The organism is Bacillus sp. XT-4, from assembly GCF_050864245.1.
Lineage (GTDB): Bacteria > Bacillota > Bacilli > Bacillales > Bacillaceae > Bacillus > Bacillus altitudinis.
In genome coordinates this window covers 176,597-197,683 of the sequence record NZ_JBPAFI010000004.1, presented here as the reverse complement: position 1 = coordinate 197,683, position 21,087 = coordinate 176,597, and the positions used below count along the sequence as shown (strand labels likewise).

Genomic DNA, 21,087 nt, shown 5'->3' with positions numbered 1-21,087 from the left:
AAAAACACTATATGCAATCACAGCGTATGAAAAAAACAGCCCAATTCGTCCATTGGGCTGTTATTCTTTCTTCTCCTTTTTCTCTGGCAGAACAATCGATGGTGCGCCTGAATTTGTTCCGCTGCCATTATAATAATCTGGGACGTCTCCTTGAACGGCTTGGATGGAGACAGGCACGGAATTTTTGACGACGATGGTTTCTGAGGCGAAAGGGATGATGACTCTCACCTTCACCTCAATGAGCACACTAATATCAATCAAGGCATTGTTAATGCCATATGGCTTGATGTTTTTTTCAACGTCTGTATGCGGGTCACCAATGACACTAAATCGTACAGGTACTTTTGGTCCTAGGTTGGCGATAAGTGCATTTCCGGACGCTTGCCCAAGCGGAATGTTATATATAATGCCGTCATGTCCATCTGTTTGATCCTTTAATGCTTCTTTTGCCTCTTTTTGAAAATTCCCCTTTTCAATGTCCTCTAGATTTTTTTGAAGGTGACGTGACAGGTCAGCCATTGCTTTCGATGTTGCTTGCGCATTGAAGTCGATAGTTGTTACTTTGCCGTTCTCACTTGTATTCATCACAACCATATCCTTCATATTCTCCTGATCATCTGCAAAATCCTGAACAGAATATTGGATGAGATGATTGGCAATTCGTTCTGTTTCTAGTTCAGCAATGTGAATCAACGTTGGTTTAATGGAACGATTGATGAAGAATAGGCTAATGACAGTTGAGAGCACAAAAAATAATATGGCAAGCAGCATGACATAACGAAATGGCAGAGGGCCCTTTTTATAGGGGCGATAACGGCGGTTTAATCTCAATAAAAAATCCCCCCTTCTCCATTACAAGTGTATGCAGACAGGCGGGGGGATAGGAATCATCTGTTCATTTTATTTCACCATTTTTAATAATGCATCTCTTCCAATTGTGCCAGCATGAATGCCGAGCGACTCAGCGGCATATGTCACAGATTCTAAAGGTGCATCCAGCAATTGCTCGATGGTTCTTACACCGACTGCTCTTCCTGCGATGATTCCTCTATCTGCAAGCTTTTCATTTAGGAGCCCGACATCAAGTGCACCGCACATAATATAACCATGCTCATTTGTCACTGCCATGAAATTGGTCTTTGGCAGCTTGACGGTGACGGCTGTAAAGGAATGGCCATCAATTGTAATAGGTGTTAAATTCACCATATCCCTTCACTCCCTTCAACACAATCTATGTGAAGGGAGGGCAAGTGTTGTTAGGCTGGAGCGGATTTCACTTTGCGTCCTTCAATCGCCAGCTCAGGACATCACGTAAAAATTCCGGCATGAAATATTCAATGTGTTCATGGTCACGTATATGAGGAAAAAGAGAGCCAAGTGTATACATATCCACTGTGCCAACCGTATAAGAATCATCTTCTTTGACGAGTTGATCGTTTACATAGACATCTTTTACTCGTTTGGTTTCGCCCTCTTCTAATGAATAAGTCAAACCGCTGTATAGCATTTTCCCCATCAGTTCGCCTCTAAAGCCAAAGCCTTTGATGCGTAGCTGTTCCATTTTTTCTTCACAGCCACGAGACACTGTTTCGATCAATTGCTTCCCAGTAAGTGTCACCCTGATTGGATTAATTGGATGCGGGCATATCCGGTGAATGTCCTCTCTTGTGACGATGCCAGCCTCTAATGAATCAAGCACCATCCCTGCATTCATCATGCCGATATCTGCCTCGCACCATTCTCTAATGGCATCTGTTAAAAGCTGCGGAAGCGGGGAGTCATCAAACCACTTTGTTTCGAGCTTTGATTCAATGGATGTCACTTTTTCCTGCATGAGTGACTTCGCTCGTCTTTCAGCTTTCTGTAAAGTCGTGATCGCTTTATCGGATTCACTGATCAGCTGGTCCACTGATTGCACCGTCGCTTTTTTCTCGATGAGCTCGCTATTCGCTGTATCAATGGTCAGCTCGACACAGCCAATATAATGCCCATACTTTTCAGCACATGCAAGAAGAACTCCATTATCCATCTCGCCCTGTTCTAAAAGATGATGCGTATGTGAGCCTAAGATGATGTCGATTTCCGGGAAGTCATGGGCTACCTCTCGATCATGGATGATGCCTAGATGGGAAAGAAGAACAATGACATCGGCTTGTCCTTTCACTTCTTGCAGCATCTCCCGTATGCTCTCAAATGGGTCTGTAATGTCCCAGCCCAGCTTTTCATAGACAGGTGTATACGCAATGGTCACCCCTAAGATGGCGATTTTCAGTCCATTCTTCAATGTGATCACTTCATAAGGCTTTGCCCACGATGGTCTTTTGCCTTTTTCAAATAAATTAGATAAAATCACCGGGAATTGCGCGTCTTTGTACAATTGGTCGAGCTGCTCATGAGGCAACGTAATGCCTTCATTATTACCAATTGTGACGCCATCATAGCCAAGCTGATTGAGGAGTTTGACATTCACTTTTCCATAATCCGCTTCTGATACAAGGTTTACTCGATCCATATGATCGCCAATATCAAATAAGAGCATCTGATCGTGAACTTGACGCTTTTCTTCAATATAAGCTGCGATTTTTGGCCAATTTTCAAAGTGGCTGTGCAAGTCGTTTGTATGATATAACCATAGCTTCTGCAGCATGTTGATCTCTCCCTCAAGTTGTCACTGAACCGTCTCGTTCAAGTTGAAAGCCGCAGCTCTCGTTTAACTAAATAAATCTAACTGCTTCGGGGATAAGCTTGAATACGTCAAATCCAGCAAATCAATCATTTGCTGGCCATTCGTCGCCGCATCTCCGCCTGAGTTATTATTAAATACGACATATACATCTTTCGACTGCTGATGCAGGATGTCGAGGTTCTTTTTCCATTCCTTTAGTTCAGCTTCATTATATAAATATAAGTAACGAACTTCACGCCAGTTCTCATGATCTGCCGGGTGAAGCCAGCCTTGTTTATTTCTTCCGTGGAAACGGACCAATGTTTTGTCACGGTGTGTGGCTTTTATGACTGGCGGTATAGACCCTTCTCCGACTTGCGGTTCATCACAGACGGAATGAATCCACCCTTCTTTCTCCATAAAGGATAAGGTTTGTTCATAAAACTCGTCTGAAAACCAAGTTCGGTTTCGGAATTCGAGTGCACAAGGAATGTCCCCCATCTTCTCCTTACACCATCTTAAATAGTGGACGTGCTCCTTTTTGCAATCAAACCATGGTGGAAATTGAAACAGAACCATTGCCAGTTTCCCTGCTCGAATGAGAGGAGTCAGTGAAAGAATAAAGGCATCAAACATTTCTTCCTTTGAAGCAAACGGGATCTCGCCTCTTTGATGCCCGGTCATTCCTTGATATGCTTTCACGACAAATTGAAAGGCGTCTGGCGTATCTTTTATCCATTTTTCATGGTTCCGCTCAGGCTGAACAGCATAAAAGCTTGCATCCAGTTCCACAATGGGAAACGTTGATGCGTAGTGAAACAGCTTTTGAGAACTGCCGATTCTCGGCGGGTACAGACTGTCATGATCGCCCCAACCAGTTAATCCGATATAAATCATCTATCTCACCTCTTGCCACTTGCTTGTCTAAACGGATTTTCCCATTGAAAGTCTTTGTTTCTTGGGATACCCATCTTTCTGAAAGAAATTCTTATGTCTACAACATATCATATTTACCCATTTTTCTGAATGAAGATGACTGATGTGATGTTGCCCTGCCATCTTTTTTGTGATATTACATCACAACTTTCTATCTAAATTGAATGGAGCTGATAACATAATATTGATATCAGAGACTTTGACAGCGATTGTCCATTTTTTTATTCATCTTCACCAAAGGCTTCAGCTCTAAAAAAAGGAGAATGAGTGGATATGAACATTGTCGATCATTATGTTGAAGCATTGCAAAAAGTGGCCCAAAGAATTCATCAGCCTGTCTATTTGATCAATCAGTATGGACGTATTCTTTTCACCTCACCCCAAGGTATGACAAATCCAGATTGGATACAAATGCTCCGCTTGTTTCACAGTACGCAGCAGCATTATTTTTCTATGGTTCATTCAAAAGAAAGCGTTTCTGTTTTTCCTATCTATATAAACGAACAAGCTTATGATTATTTAGTCGTTCCCGCCTTCATTCATCCTCAAGACGACATGGGGCTGCATTTGATAATTGAACAAGCTGTAAATGCCATGTCCATTTCACGCATCAAACAACATGCCATCAAGCAATCGACAGAGCGAGCCAAAAATGAATGGTTTCGCAAATGGATGGAGGGGACGATTTCCTTAGAGCAAGATGTTGCCTGTCTGGCACGCATGTTTGGATTAAACACAACGATTCCCTATTTATGTATCGTCTGTCAACTTGATCAGAGCAGTCATTTCACTTGTTTCCTTAAGCAGCAAACCCTTGTAGATGATGTGTTTGCTTTACTTGAAAGCACCCTTTCGCACTGTCCATTTCCCGCCTTTCTTTTTGTCAAAGGAGATATCGGCATCTTCCTTATAGAAGAGACTGGCGGCTGGCTGGCAATGAACAAATCGATCTGCTCTTTTTTAAAACAAATGCAGATCCTTATTAAACAGCATGTGAATGCCACCATTTCCTTTGGTGTAAGCTTAAGCGGTTATCTCATCACCGATCTGCCAAAAGGATTCAGTGAAGCTGCCCATGCTCTGCAATCAGGCCAGCTCTCATTACGAGCTGAATATATTCAGTTCTATCAAGCAAAAGATGTGTCAGATTTACTGAAGCTCATCCCACCAAAAGATTTAACAACATTCTATGAGCGGTATCTCCACCCATTATATGAACAATCACAAGTCGATCCAAACCTTCTCCACACCTTATCTGTTTATGTCGAAACACATTGCCATATTTCAGAAACAGCCAAACGTTTATCTGTTCATCGCAACACCGTGATATATCGACTGGAGAAATGTGAAGAACTGCTCCAGATCAGCCTAAAAGATCCTGACGCAACATTGCGCTTGCGATTAGCTTTGCGGATTCAAAAGCACCTTTCAGCCGATTCCAATTGAATCTTTTTTTCTTACGCCTCATATATTTTGGAGGAGAAGTGTGAATGACAAGGAGTGGTGTCAAATGGATGAGGAGATTCGTCACATCCCGCAACCGATTCGAGACGATGGGGCCGGCGCAACCGATTTAGGCCCGCGAGACGTTCTGCGCGATTTGGAGAACCCAGATATGTTCGTCCCCCCAAAAACGGATGCGGGGACGATTCCTAATTTAAAATTTTCATATTCTGATACACATATGCACTTGAATCATGGCGGCTGGTCGAGGGAAATTACCGAGCGAGAGCTGCCTGTTTCAACAACGATTGCTGGTGTGAACATGCGGCTTACGCGCGGAGGTGTTCGTGAGCTTCATTGGCATAAGCAGGCGGAATGGGCATATATGATTTTAGGCAAAGCCCGGATCACATCTGTAGATGCAGAAGGACGGAATATGATCGCTGATGTAGAAGAAGGAGACTTGTGGTATTTCCCGCCCGGTATTCCGCACTCCATTCAAGGTCTTGAGGATGGCTGTGAGTTTCTCCTTGTGTTTGATGATGGTGCTTTTTCTGAATTTGATACGTTCACCATCACAGACTGGTTTGCTCATACACCAAAAAACATTCTTTCTGCTAATTTCGGCGTGCCAATCAAGCTGTTTGACCGCATTCCACATAAACAACGCTATATGTTTCAAGGCTCTTCACCGGCATCCATTGAAAGCCAAACAGTCTCTGATCCATACGGCGGCATCAAACCGCCATTTACCCACCAGCTCCTTCGTCAAAAACCAATCGTGACCTCTGGTGGAACCGTACGAATCGTCGACTCACGCAATTTTCCAGTATCTAAAACCATTGCTGCTGCACTTGTGGAGGTAAAACCTGGCGGGATGAGAGAAATGCATTGGCACCCGAATAATGATGAGTGGCAATACTATTTAACCGGTACAGCCAAAATGACGGTTTTTGGAGCAGGCGGGACAGCTCGCACCTTTAATTACAGAGCAGGTGATGTTGGTTATGTTCCTTTCGGGATGGGGCATTACATACAAAATATCGGGCAAACGAGCCTTTGGTTTCTAGAAATGTTTAAAAGCGATCGATTTGCAGATATTTCATTGAACCAATGGATGGCCTTAACCCCTCCTCAATTAGTGAAGGAGCATTTGCATGTAGACGATGCATTGATTCATGCGTTGCATAAAGAAAAATCACCAGTCGTGAAGTATGAGCGATGACGAAAAAAACCGATCCATTTGTGCTGATCGGTTTTTTCTATGCTGTCTTTACGATACGGCATGGGAATGTTGCTGCGCTTTTTTCGCCCATAAAATTGAAGCAATGAAACTCATACAAAGCACCAGCGTTCCAAACATAAATGGCAGCTCAATATTCACATCAAATAAAATACCCGCAAGACTTGGCCCGACGATATTCGCAAGGCTCATAAAGGAGGTATTGAGGCCGCCTGCTACCCCCTGCTGATTCCCTGCCATTTTAGAAAGTAATGTATTGAGAGCTGGGCGAACAAACGAGGTGGCCGATAAAAACAAAATGGAGCCCGTAAAAATGAGCCAAAAGGAAGGAGCAAAGCGGCAGGCGATCAGCATACATGCCGCAGCTAAAAGGGCATAACGGACGACACGCATTTCGCCAAATCGTTTCACAAATGGATTTACTAAAGCACCTTGAACGATGACACCCGCAAGTCCAGCTACCGTAATGACAAATGCAATATCCTTCGGTGTAAAGCCATGTTTTTGGTCGACATATAAGCCAAAGATCGATTCAAAATGAATGATTCCGAAATTCAAAACAAAGGCCAAGATAAACAAAAAACCGTATGATGTTTTTAAAGCCTGAATCATCTGCGTAAAAGGATTGAAATGAAGCTCTTTATTCAATCGTGCTTCTTCCTGCTTTTCCTTTGTTAAGGTTTCAGGTAAGAACAAGAAAGACAACAGCGTCGACAGGGCTGCAAAAGAACCAGCGATGAGGAAAGGAAAAGCAATCCCAAACTCAACCAAATAACCCCCAACACCCGGTCCAATGACAAAGCCTAACGTCATTGCTGCACTAAATAGCCCCATTCCTTTCCCTCGATCCTTTTCACTTGTGATATCAGCAATGTAGGCAAACATGGCGGGCATCAGCAGCGCACCAGCAGCTCCGCCTAAAAACCGAGACACAAACAGCATCCAAAGCTGATCGGCAAATGCAAAAATAAATTGAGCTACCGTAAAGCCGGCAATCCCGGCAATAATCAATTTTCTGCGTCCAAACCGATCAGTCAGCGCTCCAGCGACGGGTGATAAAGCAAATTGTGTGAGGCCAGTTGCAGCAACGAGGAAACCAAGTGTTTTTCCAGTTGCGCCAAAGGCTTCAATATAACTTGGCATGACAGGAACGATCAGACCAAATCCAAGCATGGCAATAAAAATATTGAGCATTAGAATGTACAATCTGCCCATTTTTTTCATATTAAAACCTCTTTCTTCAAAATAAATGAAAATGATGACAAAAATGATAAGAACTTCTTCAGTATAGCGATATCGCTCTCTATAAGTCTAGTTTTTCAAAAAACAGCGTTTTTTCCCAAATAAAAAATACCCGCTGGTGGCGAGTATTTTGAGTATCCCTTTTTTATTCAGCTTGTTCATAGATGGAAAGAGCCGCCTGTAACCCGGCGCCACAATTGATGGCTGCGCCATATTTCATCAAGATGGCTTCAAGGCCAGCTAAAACAAATAGAATATTTTCCTTTCGGCAGCTATAGCCCATTGAACCAATTCTCCATATCCGTCCTGCAAGCGGCCCAAATGAACTCGCAATTTCAATTCCAAAATGATGAAGAAGATCAGCCCGAACCGCTTCTCCGTCGATACCACTTGGAATGACGATACACGTCACGACCGGCATTTTGCAGTCTGGATCACCAAATAATTCAAGCCCCATCGCTTCAAGTCCTGCCATTAAAGCCTTCTCATGAAACAAGTGGCGCTGAAAACGTTCATCCAGACCTTCCTCTAGCACAAGTCGAACCCCTTCTCTCAGTGCATAAAGCATCGTTGTCGCTTCTGTATGATGATTTAACCGCCTCGGGCTCCAATAATCTTGCAGCTGGCTTAGATCAAAGTAATTGCTTTTGATTGGAGAAATGTCTACCTGTTTTTGCAGTTCGTCCTGTGTTGCAATCCCTTTTTCGACTTTCTTTCTCGATTGTACGACGTCTGCCACTCGTTCATTATATGTGATCGGTGACATCCCTGATGGAACAGACAGGCATTTCTGCGAGCCCCCAATTGCCGCATCGATTTTCCATTCGTCTATCTTGACCTCGACACCACCAATTGTCGCCACAGCGTCTACAATAAAAAGCGCATCAAGCGCTCGGCATGCTTCACCAATTTTCTCAAACGGCTGTAATCTTCCGGTAGATGTTTCACCATGAACCATCGCAACAATTTTCGGCTTGACTTGATGCATCTCTGCGATGATGTCGTCTTGCTTAAAAACCGTTCCCCATTCACATTCCATTGTATGTACCTCAGCACCATAGCGCTGTCCAATTTCAATCAGCAAATGACCGAAGCGTCCAAAAACCGGAACGAGCATGACATCTCCGGGCTCGATCACACTGGCAAGCACAGCTTCAAGTCCTGAGCGGGACGTCCCATCAATTGGATAAGCCCATTCATTTTCTGTTTGAAAAAGTGATCGTAATAAGGTCATCGTTTCATTCATGATCTCTGTAAATGCAGGGTCAAATTGACCAAGAATTGGTGTACTCATCACCCGAAGGACTCTTGGATCTACTTCGACAGGTCCTGGTGTCATAATGGTTCTAGTAGGTGTGTGTAGTTCTTTCACGTTATCCATCCTCTCCCTTGCTGTGTCCATCCTTATATGCCCACTTATACAGCAATGCTGATAAAATAGCAATCTCTTTTCTTACGAATTGGTTACATAAAATTTACGATAAATCCATTTATTTCTTTATGGCAATATGATAGAACTAAAGAGTATACATTCCCTATGAAGGAGGAAATAGAATGAAAAGATCTTTATTTGGAACTGTGGCCGCCGGAATCATGATTTTCGGTACATTTGCCGCTCCGCTGCCTCCCGCTGCAAATGCTCAAGGCTTTACTCTGAATGAACCGAGTCAAACCATCACCTTTTCCCCGTTACAGCTTCAAACCGAAACATCTGCTCAACATGCGAAAACAACCGCTTCAAGTCAAATTGATTCCTATTACCAATCTGCTGCTGGCAAATCTGGGCCTGCTCTTAAGAAAGCATTACACGATATTATTGATGATCATACACAGCTATCCTACAGCCAGGTTTGGGATGCATTAAAGAAAACGGATGAAGATCCAAAAAATCCAAGCAATGTGCTCTTGCTCTATAGCGGTATCTCTAGGTCAAAGCAAGCAAATGGAGGAAACGTGGGACAGTGGAACCGGGAGCATGTGTGGGCTAAATCTCACGGCAATTTTGGGACGAGCCAGGGACCTGGTACAGATCTCCATCACCTTCGGGCAACAGACGTACAAACGAATAGCACACGAGGAAATTTAGATTTTGATATAGGCGGAAATGAATACAAGGGAGCGCCGGGCAACTTCTACGACAACGACTCATTTGAACCTCATAGCCGGGTGAAAGGAGATGTAGCAAGAATGCTCTTTTATATGGCCGTCCGATATGAAGGCGATGACCGCTTCCCAGATTTAGAATTAAACAACAAAGTGAATAATGGAAGCGCCCCTCTTCACGGCAAAATGTCTGTCCTCTTAAAATGGCACAAGCAAGATCCAGTCGATCAAATCGAACGAAATCGTAACGAAATCATCTATCAAACGTACCAGCACAATCGCAATCCTTTTATTGATCACCCTGAATGGGTAAGCGATATTTGGGAATAAAAAAGAGAGGCACTGCTATGAACAAGCAGTGCCTTTCTTTTTTTCAAGCGGACAGACGAGACAATAATCAAGACTCTCTGATTTCTTCTCAAGCTTATAATACATACAGCAAGTCTTTCGATTTGATGTGTCTAGCAAACTTTCATCTAAATTTAAGCTGTGCTGGAAAGGATTTTGCTTCGCTCCGAAAAGATCACCCGACGCCTTCTTCAGAAACAAATAATCCTCCCGTATGCGCTCTTTCATTTTAGGCTCTTCCGTTTCTCGCATCATGCTACGGTAAAGAGAATTGATACGTACCGCTATATTTTCCCATAAAATCGAATACGGAAGTCTTGAAGTACGTTTCAATACATCTAAAAGTGGTGTGACACACTGCGTAAATAGCATGCGGACGACCTGTTCTCTCCACTCATGACGATCTCCTTCTAACTGAACAAATGAACAGAGCGTTTCATCTAGCTCAATTTTACGATCTTCTCTAAAGACACACGCCTCTGGTGAAAACCGGTAGACAGCATCATACATCGTCATCAAGTACAAAGTAGAACTAACAGCTAAATAGGCATAGCGTTTTGAAAACATGGACGCCGCCACTGCTATATTCGGTGCATGCATCGCTTCCTTTTCAGCTTCTAATAAACGTCTGATAGATGCTTCTGAAAAAAGCGCAGCAAGTGTGCGATCAGATGTCATTGGTCCATTTGTGATGTGTACCCCGAAATCAAGTAATTCTCTCTCAACCCACTCTGGCTTCATATCAAAACCCCCATCTTTCGTTTAACGATTTCGCTGTTGATATAACAAATAAATAAAGAACGGTGCGCCGATTGCAGCCGTAAACACACCTGCCGGGACATCTAACGGGAGAAAAGCCGTTCTCGCAACTAAGTCTGCCAGCATGACGAGAATACTTCCAACAAGCGCAGATGCTGGAACAAGCGCAATAAAGGAACGACCGATGATCATCCGTGCAACATGCGGCGCCATCAGTCCAACAAATTCAATACCACCTGCGAATGCAACGGCAATACCGGCTAATGTCACACTCATCAGTAGAAAGAATAACCGCTTCGCCTGAACCTTGACACCGAGACCTGTTGCAAGATCATCTCCAAGCTCCTTCACATTCATCGTTCTTGCCAGCACCATGACAATCGGTAAAATAATCAATACCCAAGGAAGCATTGCGATGACGTCCTTCATTGTAGAACCATATAAACTGCCCGTCAGCCAGATGTATGACTTGGTCGTGGTCATCGTATCGCTGAGCACAAGAGTAAACGTCACACACGCCTTCATAATGGCGGAGATCCCAATTCCCATCAAGACGAGCGTGATCGGCTTGACGCCTTTTTTCCATGAAAGCAAATAAATGAGGCATGATACCGCAAAAGCGCCTGCAATTGCCCACAACGACTGATAAGCAATAGGCACAGTGCCCATCCAAAAGACGATGAACATAATGGCGCCAAACGACGCACCGCTCGTAATTCCTATGATGTCAGGCGATGCAAGCGGATTTCGAATGAGACCTTGTAAAATAAGCCCCGATACCGCAAGTGCCGCTCCCACTAAAATCGCAAGCAGGGTCCTTGGAATCCTCAACGTATTTAATACAAACGTATTTCCCTCACCTTGTCCGAAGATATGCAGCAGCACATCAGTAGGCGGAATAAAGCGGCTGCCCATACAAAGGCTCAGAATAAATAAACCAAAGGCAACGCCTGTCAATAATAGTAAAATCAAAAACGTCCGCTTTGAAAATTGAAATGAAATGCCCCCGCCCTTTGAACGCACTGTATATGTTTTAGCCACCTGTCTTCAACCCCTTGCGCACGAGATAAACAAATAGAGGCGCTCCTGCAATTGCCGTCATGACACCAATCGGTACTTCCTGCGGCATGATCAGAAAACGAGCGGCAAGATCTGCGACAAGTAAAAGCGACGCCCCTACAACGGCACAATACGGCAGTACCCAGCGGTGGTCAGGTCCAACAAGCTTTTTCACAATATGCGGCACAAGAAAACCAACAAATCCAATGGATCCTGCGACAGCGACGGAACCTCCTGCTAAAAAGACGACAAGTACCCCCATCGTCATCTTCAAAAGCAACGTACGCTGGCCAAGCCCTTTCGCAATATCATCACCCGATAAAAGGACATTGATCGAGCGGCCAAGAAGCAGCGCCACCACAGTCGCCCCAAGAATATAAGGCAGCACAGGCAGCAGCATATCTATACTTCTTCCTGACACTGAACCAGCCATCCAGAACAGGATGCTTTGAATGGACTGTTCATTCACGATTAAAAGTCCTTGAGTAAAGGACGCAAACAGAGCAGATATCGCAGCACCTGCGAGTACAATTTTGACCGGTGTCAGTCCGTCTCTTCCAATGGAGCCTAGAAGAAAGACAAGCATACCTGCAATGGCAGCGCCTAAAAAGGCCGTCCACATATAACCTGTTAACGACTCGGTAGAAAAGAAAACAATCGAAATCACAATAAAAAAGAGTCCACCTGCATTAATACCTAAAAGATCTGGTGCAGCCAGCGGATTTCTCGTCAATGCCTGCATGAGTGCACCTGAAATCGCTAGACTTGATCCAACAACCGTCGCAATTAAAGCTCTTGATAATCTGGATGTCATGACAATCACACTGTTTGGATCTGACTCATCAAACTGAAGAAACGCATGGATGGTGGCTTTGAGGGAAATTGAGGTTTGCCCAAGAGAAATACTGAGCATAAAAAAGACCAACATCAACACGATGAATCCAGCAAATAGCAGTGCCTTGCTCGAATCCTTTTTTAATAAACTTCTCATCTGATTCCCGCTTTCAATCTGTTATGGAAAAAGGAGAAAATGGTTTTTCACATTTTCTCCTCTGCTACACTTATTTATCAAGCCCTAGACGATCATAAATATCATCAAGCATCATGTTTGCAGCGGTGATACCGCCAGCCATGTTCCAAGTGATTTCATCAACTTTATGCACTTGTTTCGCTTTCACTGCATCAAGCTGCTTCCATAAAGGATGACTTGTCCACTCTTTATATGCTTTTTCAACTGCTTTATCCTGATCATCCATGAAGTAATAGATCACATCTGCATCCATTTGTGGAATGCTCTCTTTGTCTGTAAGTGTAATGATATCTTGCTTTTTATCTTTGACATTTTTAGGACCTTCAAAGCCTAGCTCTGTTAAAATTGAACCTGCAAACCCAGTTTGATAGATTCTTGCATGATCTGCACGGAAGTTCACCACAGACACACTCATTGGCCAGTTTTTAATGTCTTTCTTTGCTTTTTCTTTGAAGTCAGCGACGCGGTCATCCCACTTCGTCAGCAATTCTTTTGATTTATCTTGCTTGTTTAACGCTTCACCCATTAAATTCACTGTGTCTTTAAAAGTGAACACTGTTTCTGTTGCAACCGTTGGAGCGATTTCTTTCAGCTGATCAAAAATTTGCTCGTGACGGATTTTTGATGCAATGATCAAATCTGGCTTCAGCTTTTCAATTTCTTCTAAGTTTGGTTGTGTTTCCTGCCCAACAATTTTGACACCCTTTAAATCATCTCTTAAATATTTATACGTAGGTGCTTCAAGCCAAGATTCTACAACACCCACTGGTTTAATGCCCATAGCGACGGCTGCATCAGTTGCTCCTTGATACAACGTCACCACACGTTTAGGCGATCCTTTAATTTCAGTTGAACCGATAGCGCTTTCAACGGTTCTTGTTTTCTCATTACTATCTGACTTGCCTTCGCTGCTATTACTGCCACAAGCTGCAAGTAATACGATGGAGAGCACAACTAGTAGCGACCAAAAAGATTTTTTGAACATGTACCTCACCTATCCATTCTATATGTAGTCATATCGTTTGATAACGATTCTCATTATCACACTATGATTTTATCATAGAAAAGGATGGTGTCAATGTAAATTTTTAAGAAAAAGGTAGAGTGTTGACTAGTTGTTCAGGTTAATTGGAACTTTTCCACATTTGGATGGTACGCCCAATCTTTTTTCCTGATTCTAGTAAAATGGACAAATGAGTATGGTTTTCTATCACTTGGTAAACAGATTGATTTTTCACCTGCTGATTTGGAAGCGCCAGATATGGATGAAATTTGTCTACGTCGTATAACTCATCCTCGCTTCCAACAAACATGCCATAAGGCTGGTCCAGCCTTGCAAATTGTTTTTGAGGTGCAGATGGCGTTAAGGCAAGAGACATATTGATGGTAATGCCTGTTAAAAGAAGTGGATCTTGTGCAATCACCCATGCTGGGTAGTGAAATCGTACAGCTTCTGAATGCCCCATCAGCCTTCCTTTTGTCATCGCAGATAGCACGAATTTCCAAACTTGAACTGTGGCAAAAGGGACTTGATTAGACTTCGCTGTGTCAGATTTGTAGCCAAATTCAGGAGCAATAAAAAAGTAACCGTCTACTTTTCTTTTTTCATCCCAAGATAGATATTGAAGCAGCAATCCAGCTCCAGAGGAATGACCACAAAGATAAAGTGCTCCTTCGTGCTGCTGTTTGATGACATCCACAACTTGCGAAATATCTTGCCACACGTCAGTGACTTTGGGTGTATCCCCCTTCTTTCCTTCAGAATATCCGTGGCCTCTCAAATCCAGCAAAAACACATTCACGTGAAAATCATGTTGCAATGTATAGGCGATATGCTCATAACCAGCCAAGCTGTGAGCGCCTCCGCCATGAATGATGATCACATTGGTCTGCGTGTTTGTTTCTGATAAAAACGGATAATAAGCAAGACGTATGCCGTCATGTGATTGAATGAACTGTCTTTCTGGAATAGCTACAGGAGCTACTTCCTGCATACTTGTAAATGAGAACGGTTCTGTTTCGTTCATAATTAACTTTTGATCCTCCAATTAGACACGAGAATGGCTAGAGCATTGCTGGCCATCCTCATGTTCGCATCCTATTTTGTCATATCCCTCAAAGGGAACGTCTTACTCTCAATAATAGCGACAATTTGTTTTAACGCTTGGTTCGCTTCGGGAATAGGGAAGACAGGAAAGACGTGATTCATTTTTGGGTATTCGATATAGTTGATGGGAACACCCTGCTTGTCTGCCATCTCTTTGAATTTCCGGGCATCTGGGAGAAAGAATTCATGAGTGCCAATAAAAACAGAAATTCGTCCTAACGATTTGATTTCTCCATAGATTGGACTGATCAAATGATGTGTTTCATCTGTATCACCTGCATAGGCTTTGCCCGATTCGATTAGTAAATCTAGGTTGAGCATTGGCTCTTTTGGAACCATTTTAGCGATATCAGGATTACTTAATGTCACATCAAGCCAAGGTGATAATAGAATCAAGTTTCCAGGCTGCGGAAGACCTTTTTTTGCTAAGTATTGAGCAAAGGCCAACGATAAACCGCCGCCAGCAGAATCACCCATGATGACGATTTTTTCTGGTGTTCCTTTTTCTAAAAGAGCTTGGTAAACTGGGAGAACACTCTCGATTGCATCCATATATTGATGATTCGGTGCTTTAGGATAAACTGGCACATACACCGTACTATTTAATTGCTTCGTCAATCGATCCAAGAAACGCCAATGCCATACGAGCGGCTGCTCAATATAGCCTCCTCCATGTAAAAATAGCACCTGATGATCATCTGGCTGCACATCTGATTTCAACATGTACGTATCGACTGAAAACATGCTGCTTTTGGTGATGCGATATTTCTTTTTCAACTTCTCAGGCAGCACATAAGGTAATTGATTCGCCATTCTTCGTTCCTCTAAATACCCCTCAACATTTAGTTTCTTCTTTGTAAGTACAAGTAACCATTCAACACACAAACTTTGAATACTTCGCATACGATCGACCCCTATAGATAGAATGATGACAATCAATGTCTAGGAAAAGAATGGTTTCTCTTTTTCTAAAGCATAACATAAGAACTTGTGAATCCGTTAACTGCTTTGGACAGAATACTTTTTCTATACATCTATTCATTTATGAACACCTGTCTATTTATATTATATTTTCTAGATCCATCATCATCAATTGTCAATCTTTCAATCAATGTTCATTAATCAACACATATTCAAAAACTGTTCATTTACATACAAAAGAGACGAACTGAATAAGTTCGTCTTTTACCAAATGTATACGTTCATGAGGAGGTCTGTAAACTGAGGATTTTTTGAATCGTGTGCATCACGCCGCTCTCTTCGTTTGAGAGTGTAATAAAATGCGCAGCATCCTTTACTTCCTGGGTGGCATTCCTTACGGCGAAGCTATACTGGGCAGCTGCCATTAATTCGAGATCATTACGCCCATCGCCAAACACCATCGTTTCCTCTTCCGTTACACTTAGCATGTTTTGCAACTGTTTCACGGTTGTTCCTTTATGAACGCCGATATTTGAGATGTCGATCCATGTATCCTCTGAAGCAACAATGTATACTTGTTCAAAGAATTCTTTTAATTTCTCTTTCGTTTGAACGCAGTTTGCTTCCGGATCATGCACCGTGATTTTCACAAAATCATCATGGATGTCTTGAAAGTTTGATACCTTGGTCACATGAGCATAAGAACCTGTGACAAATCTCATTTCACTTTCTGATACATGCTCATGCACAAAGGCTCCCTCTTTTGTACAGGCAATAATGGTCTGTTTTTTGCTCACCTCACCTAACTTCTCTATCAACGCTAACCCTAGTTCATTTTTGATCAATGATTCGTAAACAAATTGACCATTCTTTTTTATTCTCGTCGCACTATCTCCTAAAATCCAAAAATCTTTTGCATGCTCTCCAAACAATGCCTCCACTCGTTCACACTGCTTCCCGGTACAAGGTGCGAACGCCACCTTCTTTTCATCCATTAATACTTTTGTTTTATGAAATAACGCTTGATCAAACGACCCTTGACGATTTAAAAATGTACCATCTAAATCCGTAATAATTAATTTAATCATTTTCTTCCCCCAGTTCCTTTGTTGAACAAACAGCACATGAGCTTATGAAAATTGTATCGATATACGTGTCATCAAGTAAACACGTCACGCACGATTTGTTCTTGATCACACAAAAGGGTACTTGTTACATGTTCGGCACACAGCGTTTTATTGAGCCAGCAGTGACGAGATGGCGAACACAAAAAAGCGAATGTTGAAACCATTCGTCTTTCTTCCTCACTTCACTTCCTCATGCTCATGAGCAGTATCTCTTTTGCTCGCGATAAAGAGTGCACATGTCATCGCAAGAATGGCCAGTGCCCACCAGAATGTCGATACGGCCTGTTCATGATCAATGATAATCAAACGGATGACAGCTGTGATGCCAATATAAATAAAATAGCGCAGCGGAAAATGAAAGTTGGATTTAAAGTATTTAATAATTAAGGCGATAAATTCAAAATACATAAAGAAGATCAGCAGCTCGCCAAGCATTCCATAATAGCTTTCTCCTTTGTTAAACAATGTTTTATAGACGAATTGCACGATGTACCATGTTTCACTAATTAAGAGTACGCTTAGCGCAATCGCTAGAAAGAACAGGCAGATATTCAGAAGGCCTTGCAAGAGATCAGGTACCTTTTGGAAATTGTTGAATCGTTTCATCAGATTGTTTCCCCATTCCATGATGTTGTTTTTGCTCTCTACATTTTGGTATTCCAAAATCGCAGCACGATGTAGTAGGTATCGTTCTTTTCTACACTTTCAAACTGTCCATGCATTCGGGACATCATCCGCTTGATGCTTCGTTCCCCGAGTCCATTGCTTTCCGGTATGATGTCTGTCTTTTTTATCGCATTGCTCACATGGATTTCAAAGACATCTTGGTCGGATAAAAAAGTGATCTGAATGTTCTTTTCAGGATCTGCGTATTTACGTAAGTTAGACATCACATTATCAAATACTCTGCCAAGCTCCTCGACATTCACATTAATATAGCTATCCGGCATTTCGCCTACAATATGGACCGTGAAATTCTCCTGATGCAGCAGGGCGACCTGATCTGATAGAAGATCATAAATCACTTCTTTCACTGCAACGGTTTCAAGCTCTGACTCGTGCTCTTTATCTAGCAGGAAATAGGCAAATAGATTGTCAGACAGATTCTTTAATTGCAGGGCTTTTCCATACGCACTCGCTATATACTTCTCCTTGCGGGTATCCGCTAGAGCCTCCTCTTTTTTGGCAAATTCCAGATTCATGATGAGTGATGTCAGCGGGGTCCTCATATCATGCGACATTTCGGTCACCAAGCTGCGGCTCTCTTCCTGCAGATCATCAATAGCCTGAAGCTTGTCCAAAAAGGCTGTTCTTAAATCCTCAATGCTCTTTGCAATCATGGCCAATTCATCATGCCCCTTCACTGTCATCTCATAATCGAGCTCACCGCCTTCAAGAATATGAATCTCTTCACGGATCGTTTGCAAGTAACGTAGGCTTCGGCGAATGCCAACAAGCACAATCAGGAGAAAAATGAGTGTTGCACCAAGCAGTTCTAGTGTAAAGGCGAGATCGTGATATCGAGAGGAGTAAAACCCGTCTACCATAACCCTACCTTCTCCGTCGCTAAATTGAACCGGGTAAGAATGACGCTTTGCGTAGTCGGTCACCTTTTCTTTTCCATAGGCCGATTCATCAGCGGCAGAGTAAATCGAGTCATATTGAAGCACTTCATCCTTGTAAACAGTGAGATTAATATAATCTTCTTTTTTCACCCACTCACCGAATGCTTTTCGATCCGTTGAAGTCAGCTCATGTTCTGAAACGTAGCGGCTGAATGTTTGAATGTATCTAGCAGATTCTTCCTTATAGTACTCATCCGAACTTAAATATCCTTCAATCAGGTGATCGGTGATCTTTTGCAGTGTCAAAAAGACAACACCACTTACGATAGCAGCGACCAAAATGAGCAGTGACAGCTTTTTGGTCAGCGTATATTTACGATGTGCCAAACCGGTATCCTCTCCCCCATTCTGTTTTGATATACACGGGACGAGCCGGGTCATCTTCAATTTTGGCACGCAGCTTTCGGATATGCACCATGACCGTATTGTTTGAACAATAAAAATAAGGCTGGCCCCACACGCTTTCATAAATATTTTGAGCAGAAAATATTTTGTTTCGTTTGTTCATGAGCAGTTTTAATATCCGATATTCTAAATCAGATAACTTGATTTGCTGCCCATTTTTCCACACTTCATTAAATTCCTCACTCACCTTCAGGCTACCGCCAACTAAATAGGTTTCTTCCTGTTCCTTTTTTTCCTGATAGATGGTATATCTGCGCAATTGCGCCATGACCCTAGCGTGAAGCTCCTCTTCTGAAAAAGGTTTTGTCATATAATCATCTCCGCCAGCGAGTAATCCTTCGGTTTTATCCAATGTACTTGATCTGGCTGTCAGAAATAAAATGGGAACGTTTGAGGAGGCTCTTATTTGCTGGCACGTTTCTATACCGGAGATACCTGGCATCATGACATCCAAAATCACCAAATCAAGCGAATCATCTACAACATACAATGCCTGCTTGCCATTCATGGCTCTCAACACCTCATACCCTGTACGTGTCAGAGATTCCTGCAACAGGTCACTAATATCCTGATCATCCTCTACAACTAATATTCGATGGGTCATATCTCTCTCACCTCATCCTCCATGACTTCATTCTTATATGTTATTACTATATATCATCTAGCTATGTGAAAAGATACACCATAAATCTTAAGTGTTTATGAATATGATCAATTGCCATCAAGTTGTCACATTTATTTTCAAAAAATTGGATCTTCATAAATGATTAAGAATTGGCCTGTATATTGATTCATTGAAGGATCTATCTTTAGATCCAATACACGAAAAGGAGCATTGATATGAATGTAAGCAAAGTAGAACACGGACAACCAATGAGTCTCAAAGAACGGGTGCATTTTTTGGATATCGTACGAGGATTCGCCTTAATGGGGATTATTTTGGTCAACTATTTTTTGATTGTGGATTCGGTCAAGGGATTTGAGATGGAGTCTAATGATGTATTTCACAACTTGGTGAATTGGTTCGCCTCAGGGAAATTCATTACGTTATTTTCTTTTCTATTCGGGGTTGGTTTTATGATATTTATGGATCGAGCCGCTCAAAAGGTGGACAGCCCGAACAAGTTGTTTGCTCGCAGATTAACCATTCTCTTAGGGATTGGTCTTCTGCATGTCACGTTTGTATGGATTGGAGATATTTTAACCTATTATGCTGTCGCGGGCTTCTTATTGCTTTTCTTTTACAAACGCACAGCCAAAACCATCCTGTACTGGCTGATCACACTCTTTGTGATTCAATTGCTCACGCCTTTTTTCACCATGCTGCTCAATTCCATTAGTACGGGATCATCAGGCAAGCCGGATTTTGCCGATTTTGAATTGAACAGTCACAACAGTCTGACTTATTTAGCATCGATAGGTGACCGGTGGACGGATATGTTCACGATGGCTTCCAGCTCATTTTCCACTGTCTATTCGATGTTCTTCATGTTTTTACTTGGTGTGTATTTTGTGAAAATGTCGTTTTTCAAAAACATGGAGACGAAAAAAGCGATTTGGAATCGTATTTGGATGATTTGTACAATCGCTTTTCTTATCACACAAGGCAGTACGATTATGACAGCGGTCACCCCTTTTGAACATACGCCATGGATGAACATTGTCTCTGCACTTGAGCAAAACGGAGGATTAACTGGCAGTATGTTCTATATGAGTTCACTTGCGATGCTGTTTTTGCACGTTCCTCAGCTGCGAGGTGCTTTGATGGTTTTTACCAAGGTCGGACGGATGTCCCTGACCTGCTATTTGCTTCACTCGATCATTGGAACAGTGCTGTTTCTGAAATATGGAGCCGGACTTGCAGATCATCTTCAACCCGCTGGTACGTTCTTCATTGGCATTGGCGTGTATGCCTTCCTTGTCCTTTTCAGTACGTTATGGTTAAAGCGATTTAAGTCTGGACCGATGGAATTTATCTGGCGTCAGCTGACGTATGGAAAGGTCAATAACCAATCGAAAACAAATACATTTCAGGCAGCGAAGTAGAAGTAATAGAAAAAGGCGAATTACGACA

At 42.5% G+C, this 21,087-nt stretch carries 20 protein-coding genes; 4 read left to right on the top strand and 16 right to left on the bottom strand.

From position 1 onward, the window contains the following. Positions 1 to 60: 60 nt before the first annotated feature. The 4 genes from yunB to ACRRMM_RS13085 form a co-directional block, all read right to left on the bottom strand. A complete protein-coding gene (gene yunB / locus ACRRMM_RS13100; protein ID WP_007500406.1) occupies positions 61 to 831 on the bottom strand; it encodes a sporulation protein YunB in 771 nt (256 codons plus the stop codon). A gap of 69 nt (positions 832 to 900) precedes the next feature. Then, positions 901 to 1,206 (bottom strand): YunC family protein, encoded by a 306-nt coding sequence (locus tag ACRRMM_RS13095; RefSeq protein WP_007500404.1) that lies wholly within the window; start codon positions 1,204 to 1,206, stop codon positions 901 to 903. Positions 1,207 to 1,273: 67 nt separating this feature from the next. Continuing rightward, a complete protein-coding gene (locus tag ACRRMM_RS13090) occupies positions 1,274 to 2,647 on the bottom strand; it encodes a bifunctional metallophosphatase/5'-nucleotidase (RefSeq protein ID WP_191219092.1) in 1,374 nt (457 codons plus the stop codon). A 63-nt stretch (positions 2,648 to 2,710) separates the two neighbouring features. Next, positions 2,711 to 3,562 carry a DUF72 domain-containing protein gene (locus tag ACRRMM_RS13085; protein WP_007500400.1) on the bottom strand — a complete coding sequence of 284 codons (852 nt, stop codon included), beginning with the start codon at positions 3,560 to 3,562 and terminating at the stop codon, positions 2,711 to 2,713. A gap of 312 nt (positions 3,563 to 3,874) precedes the next feature. On the opposite strand from ACRRMM_RS13085, the gene ACRRMM_RS13080 reads away from it, so the two are divergent. Both ACRRMM_RS13080 and ACRRMM_RS13075 read left to right on the top strand, forming a co-directional pair. Further along, positions 3,875 to 5,047 (top strand): PucR family transcriptional regulator, encoded by a 1,173-nt coding sequence (locus tag ACRRMM_RS13080; RefSeq protein WP_191219091.1) that lies wholly within the window; start codon positions 3,875 to 3,877, stop codon positions 5,045 to 5,047. A 64-nt stretch (positions 5,048 to 5,111) separates the two neighbouring features. Next, complete coding sequence (locus tag ACRRMM_RS13075; RefSeq protein WP_191219090.1) at positions 5,112 to 6,269, top strand: oxalate decarboxylase family bicupin; 1,158 nt, start codon at positions 5,112 to 5,114, stop codon at positions 6,267 to 6,269. 48 nt (positions 6,270 to 6,317) lie between these two features. Here the strand turns inward: ACRRMM_RS13075 and ACRRMM_RS13070 are convergent, their stop codons facing one another. Next, the gene (locus tag ACRRMM_RS13070) at positions 6,318 to 7,511 is read right to left on the bottom strand and encodes an MFS transporter (RefSeq protein WP_249476565.1); all 1,194 of its coding nucleotides are present in this window, start codon (positions 7,509 to 7,511) and stop codon (positions 6,318 to 6,320) included. A gap of 163 nt (positions 7,512 to 7,674) precedes the next feature. Then, entirely contained in the window at positions 7,675 to 8,910 is a 1,236-nt protein-coding gene (locus ACRRMM_RS13065) for a pyridoxal-phosphate-dependent aminotransferase family protein (RefSeq protein ID WP_249476564.1), read from the bottom strand. Between the two features lie 173 nt (positions 8,911 to 9,083). Here ACRRMM_RS13065 and ACRRMM_RS13060 point away from each other — a divergent pair, with 173 nt between their 5' ends. After that, entirely contained in the window at positions 9,084 to 9,962 is an 879-nt protein-coding gene (locus tag ACRRMM_RS13060) for an endonuclease I family protein (protein WP_041507729.1), read from the top strand. A gap of 15 nt (positions 9,963 to 9,977) precedes the next feature. On the opposite strand, the gene ACRRMM_RS13055 is transcribed toward ACRRMM_RS13060, so the two are convergent. The 10 genes from ACRRMM_RS13055 to ACRRMM_RS13010 form a co-directional block, all read right to left on the bottom strand. After that, positions 9,978 to 10,721, bottom strand: coding sequence for an IucA/IucC family C-terminal-domain containing protein (locus ACRRMM_RS13055; protein WP_428828590.1), 744 nt, complete (start codon positions 10,719 to 10,721; stop codon positions 9,978 to 9,980). 21 nt (positions 10,722 to 10,742) lie between these two features. Next, a complete protein-coding gene (locus tag ACRRMM_RS13050) occupies positions 10,743 to 11,780 on the bottom strand; it encodes a FecCD family ABC transporter permease (RefSeq protein ID WP_008346986.1) in 1,038 nt (345 codons plus the stop codon). Further along, positions 11,773 to 12,789: a FecCD family ABC transporter permease gene (locus ACRRMM_RS13045; protein ID WP_008346988.1), complete on the bottom strand. Its 1,017-nt coding sequence runs from the start codon at positions 12,787 to 12,789 to the stop codon at positions 11,773 to 11,775. Before ACRRMM_RS13045 ends, ACRRMM_RS13050 begins: the two co-directional genes overlap by 8 nt. 70 nt (positions 12,790 to 12,859) lie before the next feature. Further along, positions 12,860 to 13,813 carry an ABC transporter substrate-binding protein gene (locus ACRRMM_RS13040; protein WP_007500381.1) on the bottom strand — a complete coding sequence of 318 codons (954 nt, stop codon included), beginning with the start codon at positions 13,811 to 13,813 and terminating at the stop codon, positions 12,860 to 12,862. Between the two features lie 139 nt (positions 13,814 to 13,952). After that, entirely contained in the window at positions 13,953 to 14,855 is a 903-nt protein-coding gene (locus ACRRMM_RS13035) for an alpha/beta hydrolase (protein WP_008346992.1), read from the bottom strand. Positions 14,856 to 14,926: 71 nt separating this feature from the next. Beyond that, on the bottom strand, positions 14,927 to 15,838 hold the full coding sequence (locus ACRRMM_RS13030; RefSeq protein WP_428828591.1) for an alpha/beta hydrolase: 912 nt from the start codon (positions 15,836 to 15,838) through the stop codon (positions 14,927 to 14,929). Between the two features lie 299 nt (positions 15,839 to 16,137). Continuing rightward, positions 16,138 to 16,944 carry an HAD-IIB family hydrolase gene (locus ACRRMM_RS13025; RefSeq protein ID WP_008346996.1) on the bottom strand — a complete coding sequence of 269 codons (807 nt, stop codon included), beginning with the start codon at positions 16,942 to 16,944 and terminating at the stop codon, positions 16,138 to 16,140. A 216-nt stretch (positions 16,945 to 17,160) separates the two neighbouring features. Continuing rightward, entirely contained in the window at positions 17,161 to 17,589 is a 429-nt protein-coding gene (gene psiE, locus ACRRMM_RS13020) for a phosphate-starvation-inducible protein PsiE (protein ID WP_052320794.1), read from the bottom strand. A gap of 38 nt (positions 17,590 to 17,627) precedes the next feature. Next, positions 17,628 to 18,935 carry a HAMP domain-containing sensor histidine kinase gene (locus ACRRMM_RS13015; RefSeq protein WP_428828592.1) on the bottom strand — a complete coding sequence of 436 codons (1,308 nt, stop codon included), beginning with the start codon at positions 18,933 to 18,935 and terminating at the stop codon, positions 17,628 to 17,630. After that, positions 18,922 to 19,617: a response regulator transcription factor gene (locus tag ACRRMM_RS13010; RefSeq protein ID WP_008347003.1), complete on the bottom strand. Its 696-nt coding sequence runs from the start codon at positions 19,615 to 19,617 to the stop codon at positions 18,922 to 18,924. Before ACRRMM_RS13010 ends, ACRRMM_RS13015 begins: the two co-directional genes overlap by 14 nt. A 236-nt stretch (positions 19,618 to 19,853) precedes the next feature. Here ACRRMM_RS13010 and ACRRMM_RS13005 point away from each other — a divergent pair, with 236 nt between their 5' ends. Further along, on the top strand, positions 19,854 to 21,059 hold the full coding sequence (locus ACRRMM_RS13005) for a DUF418 domain-containing protein (RefSeq protein WP_428828593.1): 1,206 nt from the start codon (positions 19,854 to 19,856) through the stop codon (positions 21,057 to 21,059). Positions 21,060 to 21,087: the final 28 nt, after the last annotated feature.

Excerpts from the sequence above, each read along its gene's own strand:
- ACRRMM_RS13095 (WP_007500404.1), bottom strand. The coding sequence starts at position 1,206 with ATGGTGAATTTAACACCTATTACAATTGATGGCCATTCCTTTACAGCC.
- ACRRMM_RS13090 (WP_191219092.1), bottom strand. The coding sequence starts at position 2,647 with ATGCTGCAGAAGCTATGGTTATATCATACAAACGACTTGCACAGCCAC.
- ACRRMM_RS13085 (WP_007500400.1), bottom strand. The coding sequence starts at position 3,562 with ATGATTTATATCGGATTAACTGGTTGGGGCGATCATGACAGTCTGTAC.
- ACRRMM_RS13080 (WP_191219091.1), top strand. The coding sequence starts at position 3,875 with ATGAACATTGTCGATCATTATGTTGAAGCATTGCAAAAAGTGGCCCAA.
- ACRRMM_RS13075 (WP_191219090.1), top strand. The coding sequence starts at position 5,112 with ATGGATGAGGAGATTCGTCACATCCCGCAACCGATTCGAGACGATGGG.
- ACRRMM_RS13070 (WP_249476565.1), bottom strand. The coding sequence starts at position 7,511 with ATGAAAAAAATGGGCAGATTGTACATTCTAATGCTCAATATTTTTATT.
- ACRRMM_RS13065 (WP_249476564.1), bottom strand. The coding sequence starts at position 8,910 with ATGGATAACGTGAAAGAACTACACACACCTACTAGAACCATTATGACA.
- ACRRMM_RS13060 (WP_041507729.1), top strand. The coding sequence starts at position 9,084 with ATGAAAAGATCTTTATTTGGAACTGTGGCCGCCGGAATCATGATTTTC.
- ACRRMM_RS13055 (WP_428828590.1), bottom strand. The coding sequence starts at position 10,721 with ATGAAGCCAGAGTGGGTTGAGAGAGAATTACTTGATTTCGGGGTACAC.
- ACRRMM_RS13045 (WP_008346988.1), bottom strand. The coding sequence starts at position 12,789 with ATGAGAAGTTTATTAAAAAAGGATTCGAGCAAGGCACTGCTATTTGCT.
- ACRRMM_RS13040 (WP_007500381.1), bottom strand. The coding sequence starts at position 13,813 with ATGTTCAAAAAATCTTTTTGGTCGCTACTAGTTGTGCTCTCCATCGTA.
- ACRRMM_RS13035 (WP_008346992.1), bottom strand. The coding sequence starts at position 14,855 with ATGAACGAAACAGAACCGTTCTCATTTACAAGTATGCAGGAAGTAGCT.
- ACRRMM_RS13030 (WP_428828591.1), bottom strand. The coding sequence starts at position 15,838 with ATGCGAAGTATTCAAAGTTTGTGTGTTGAATGGTTACTTGTACTTACA.
- ACRRMM_RS13025 (WP_008346996.1), bottom strand. The coding sequence starts at position 16,944 with ATGATTAAATTAATTATTACGGATTTAGATGGTACATTTTTAAATCGT.
- psiE (WP_052320794.1), bottom strand. The coding sequence starts at position 17,589 with ATGAAACGATTCAACAATTTCCAAAAGGTACCTGATCTCTTGCAAGGC.
- ACRRMM_RS13010 (WP_008347003.1), bottom strand. The coding sequence starts at position 19,617 with ATGACCCATCGAATATTAGTTGTAGAGGATGATCAGGATATTAGTGAC.
- ACRRMM_RS13005 (WP_428828593.1), top strand. The coding sequence starts at position 19,854 with ATGAATGTAAGCAAAGTAGAACACGGACAACCAATGAGTCTCAAAGAA.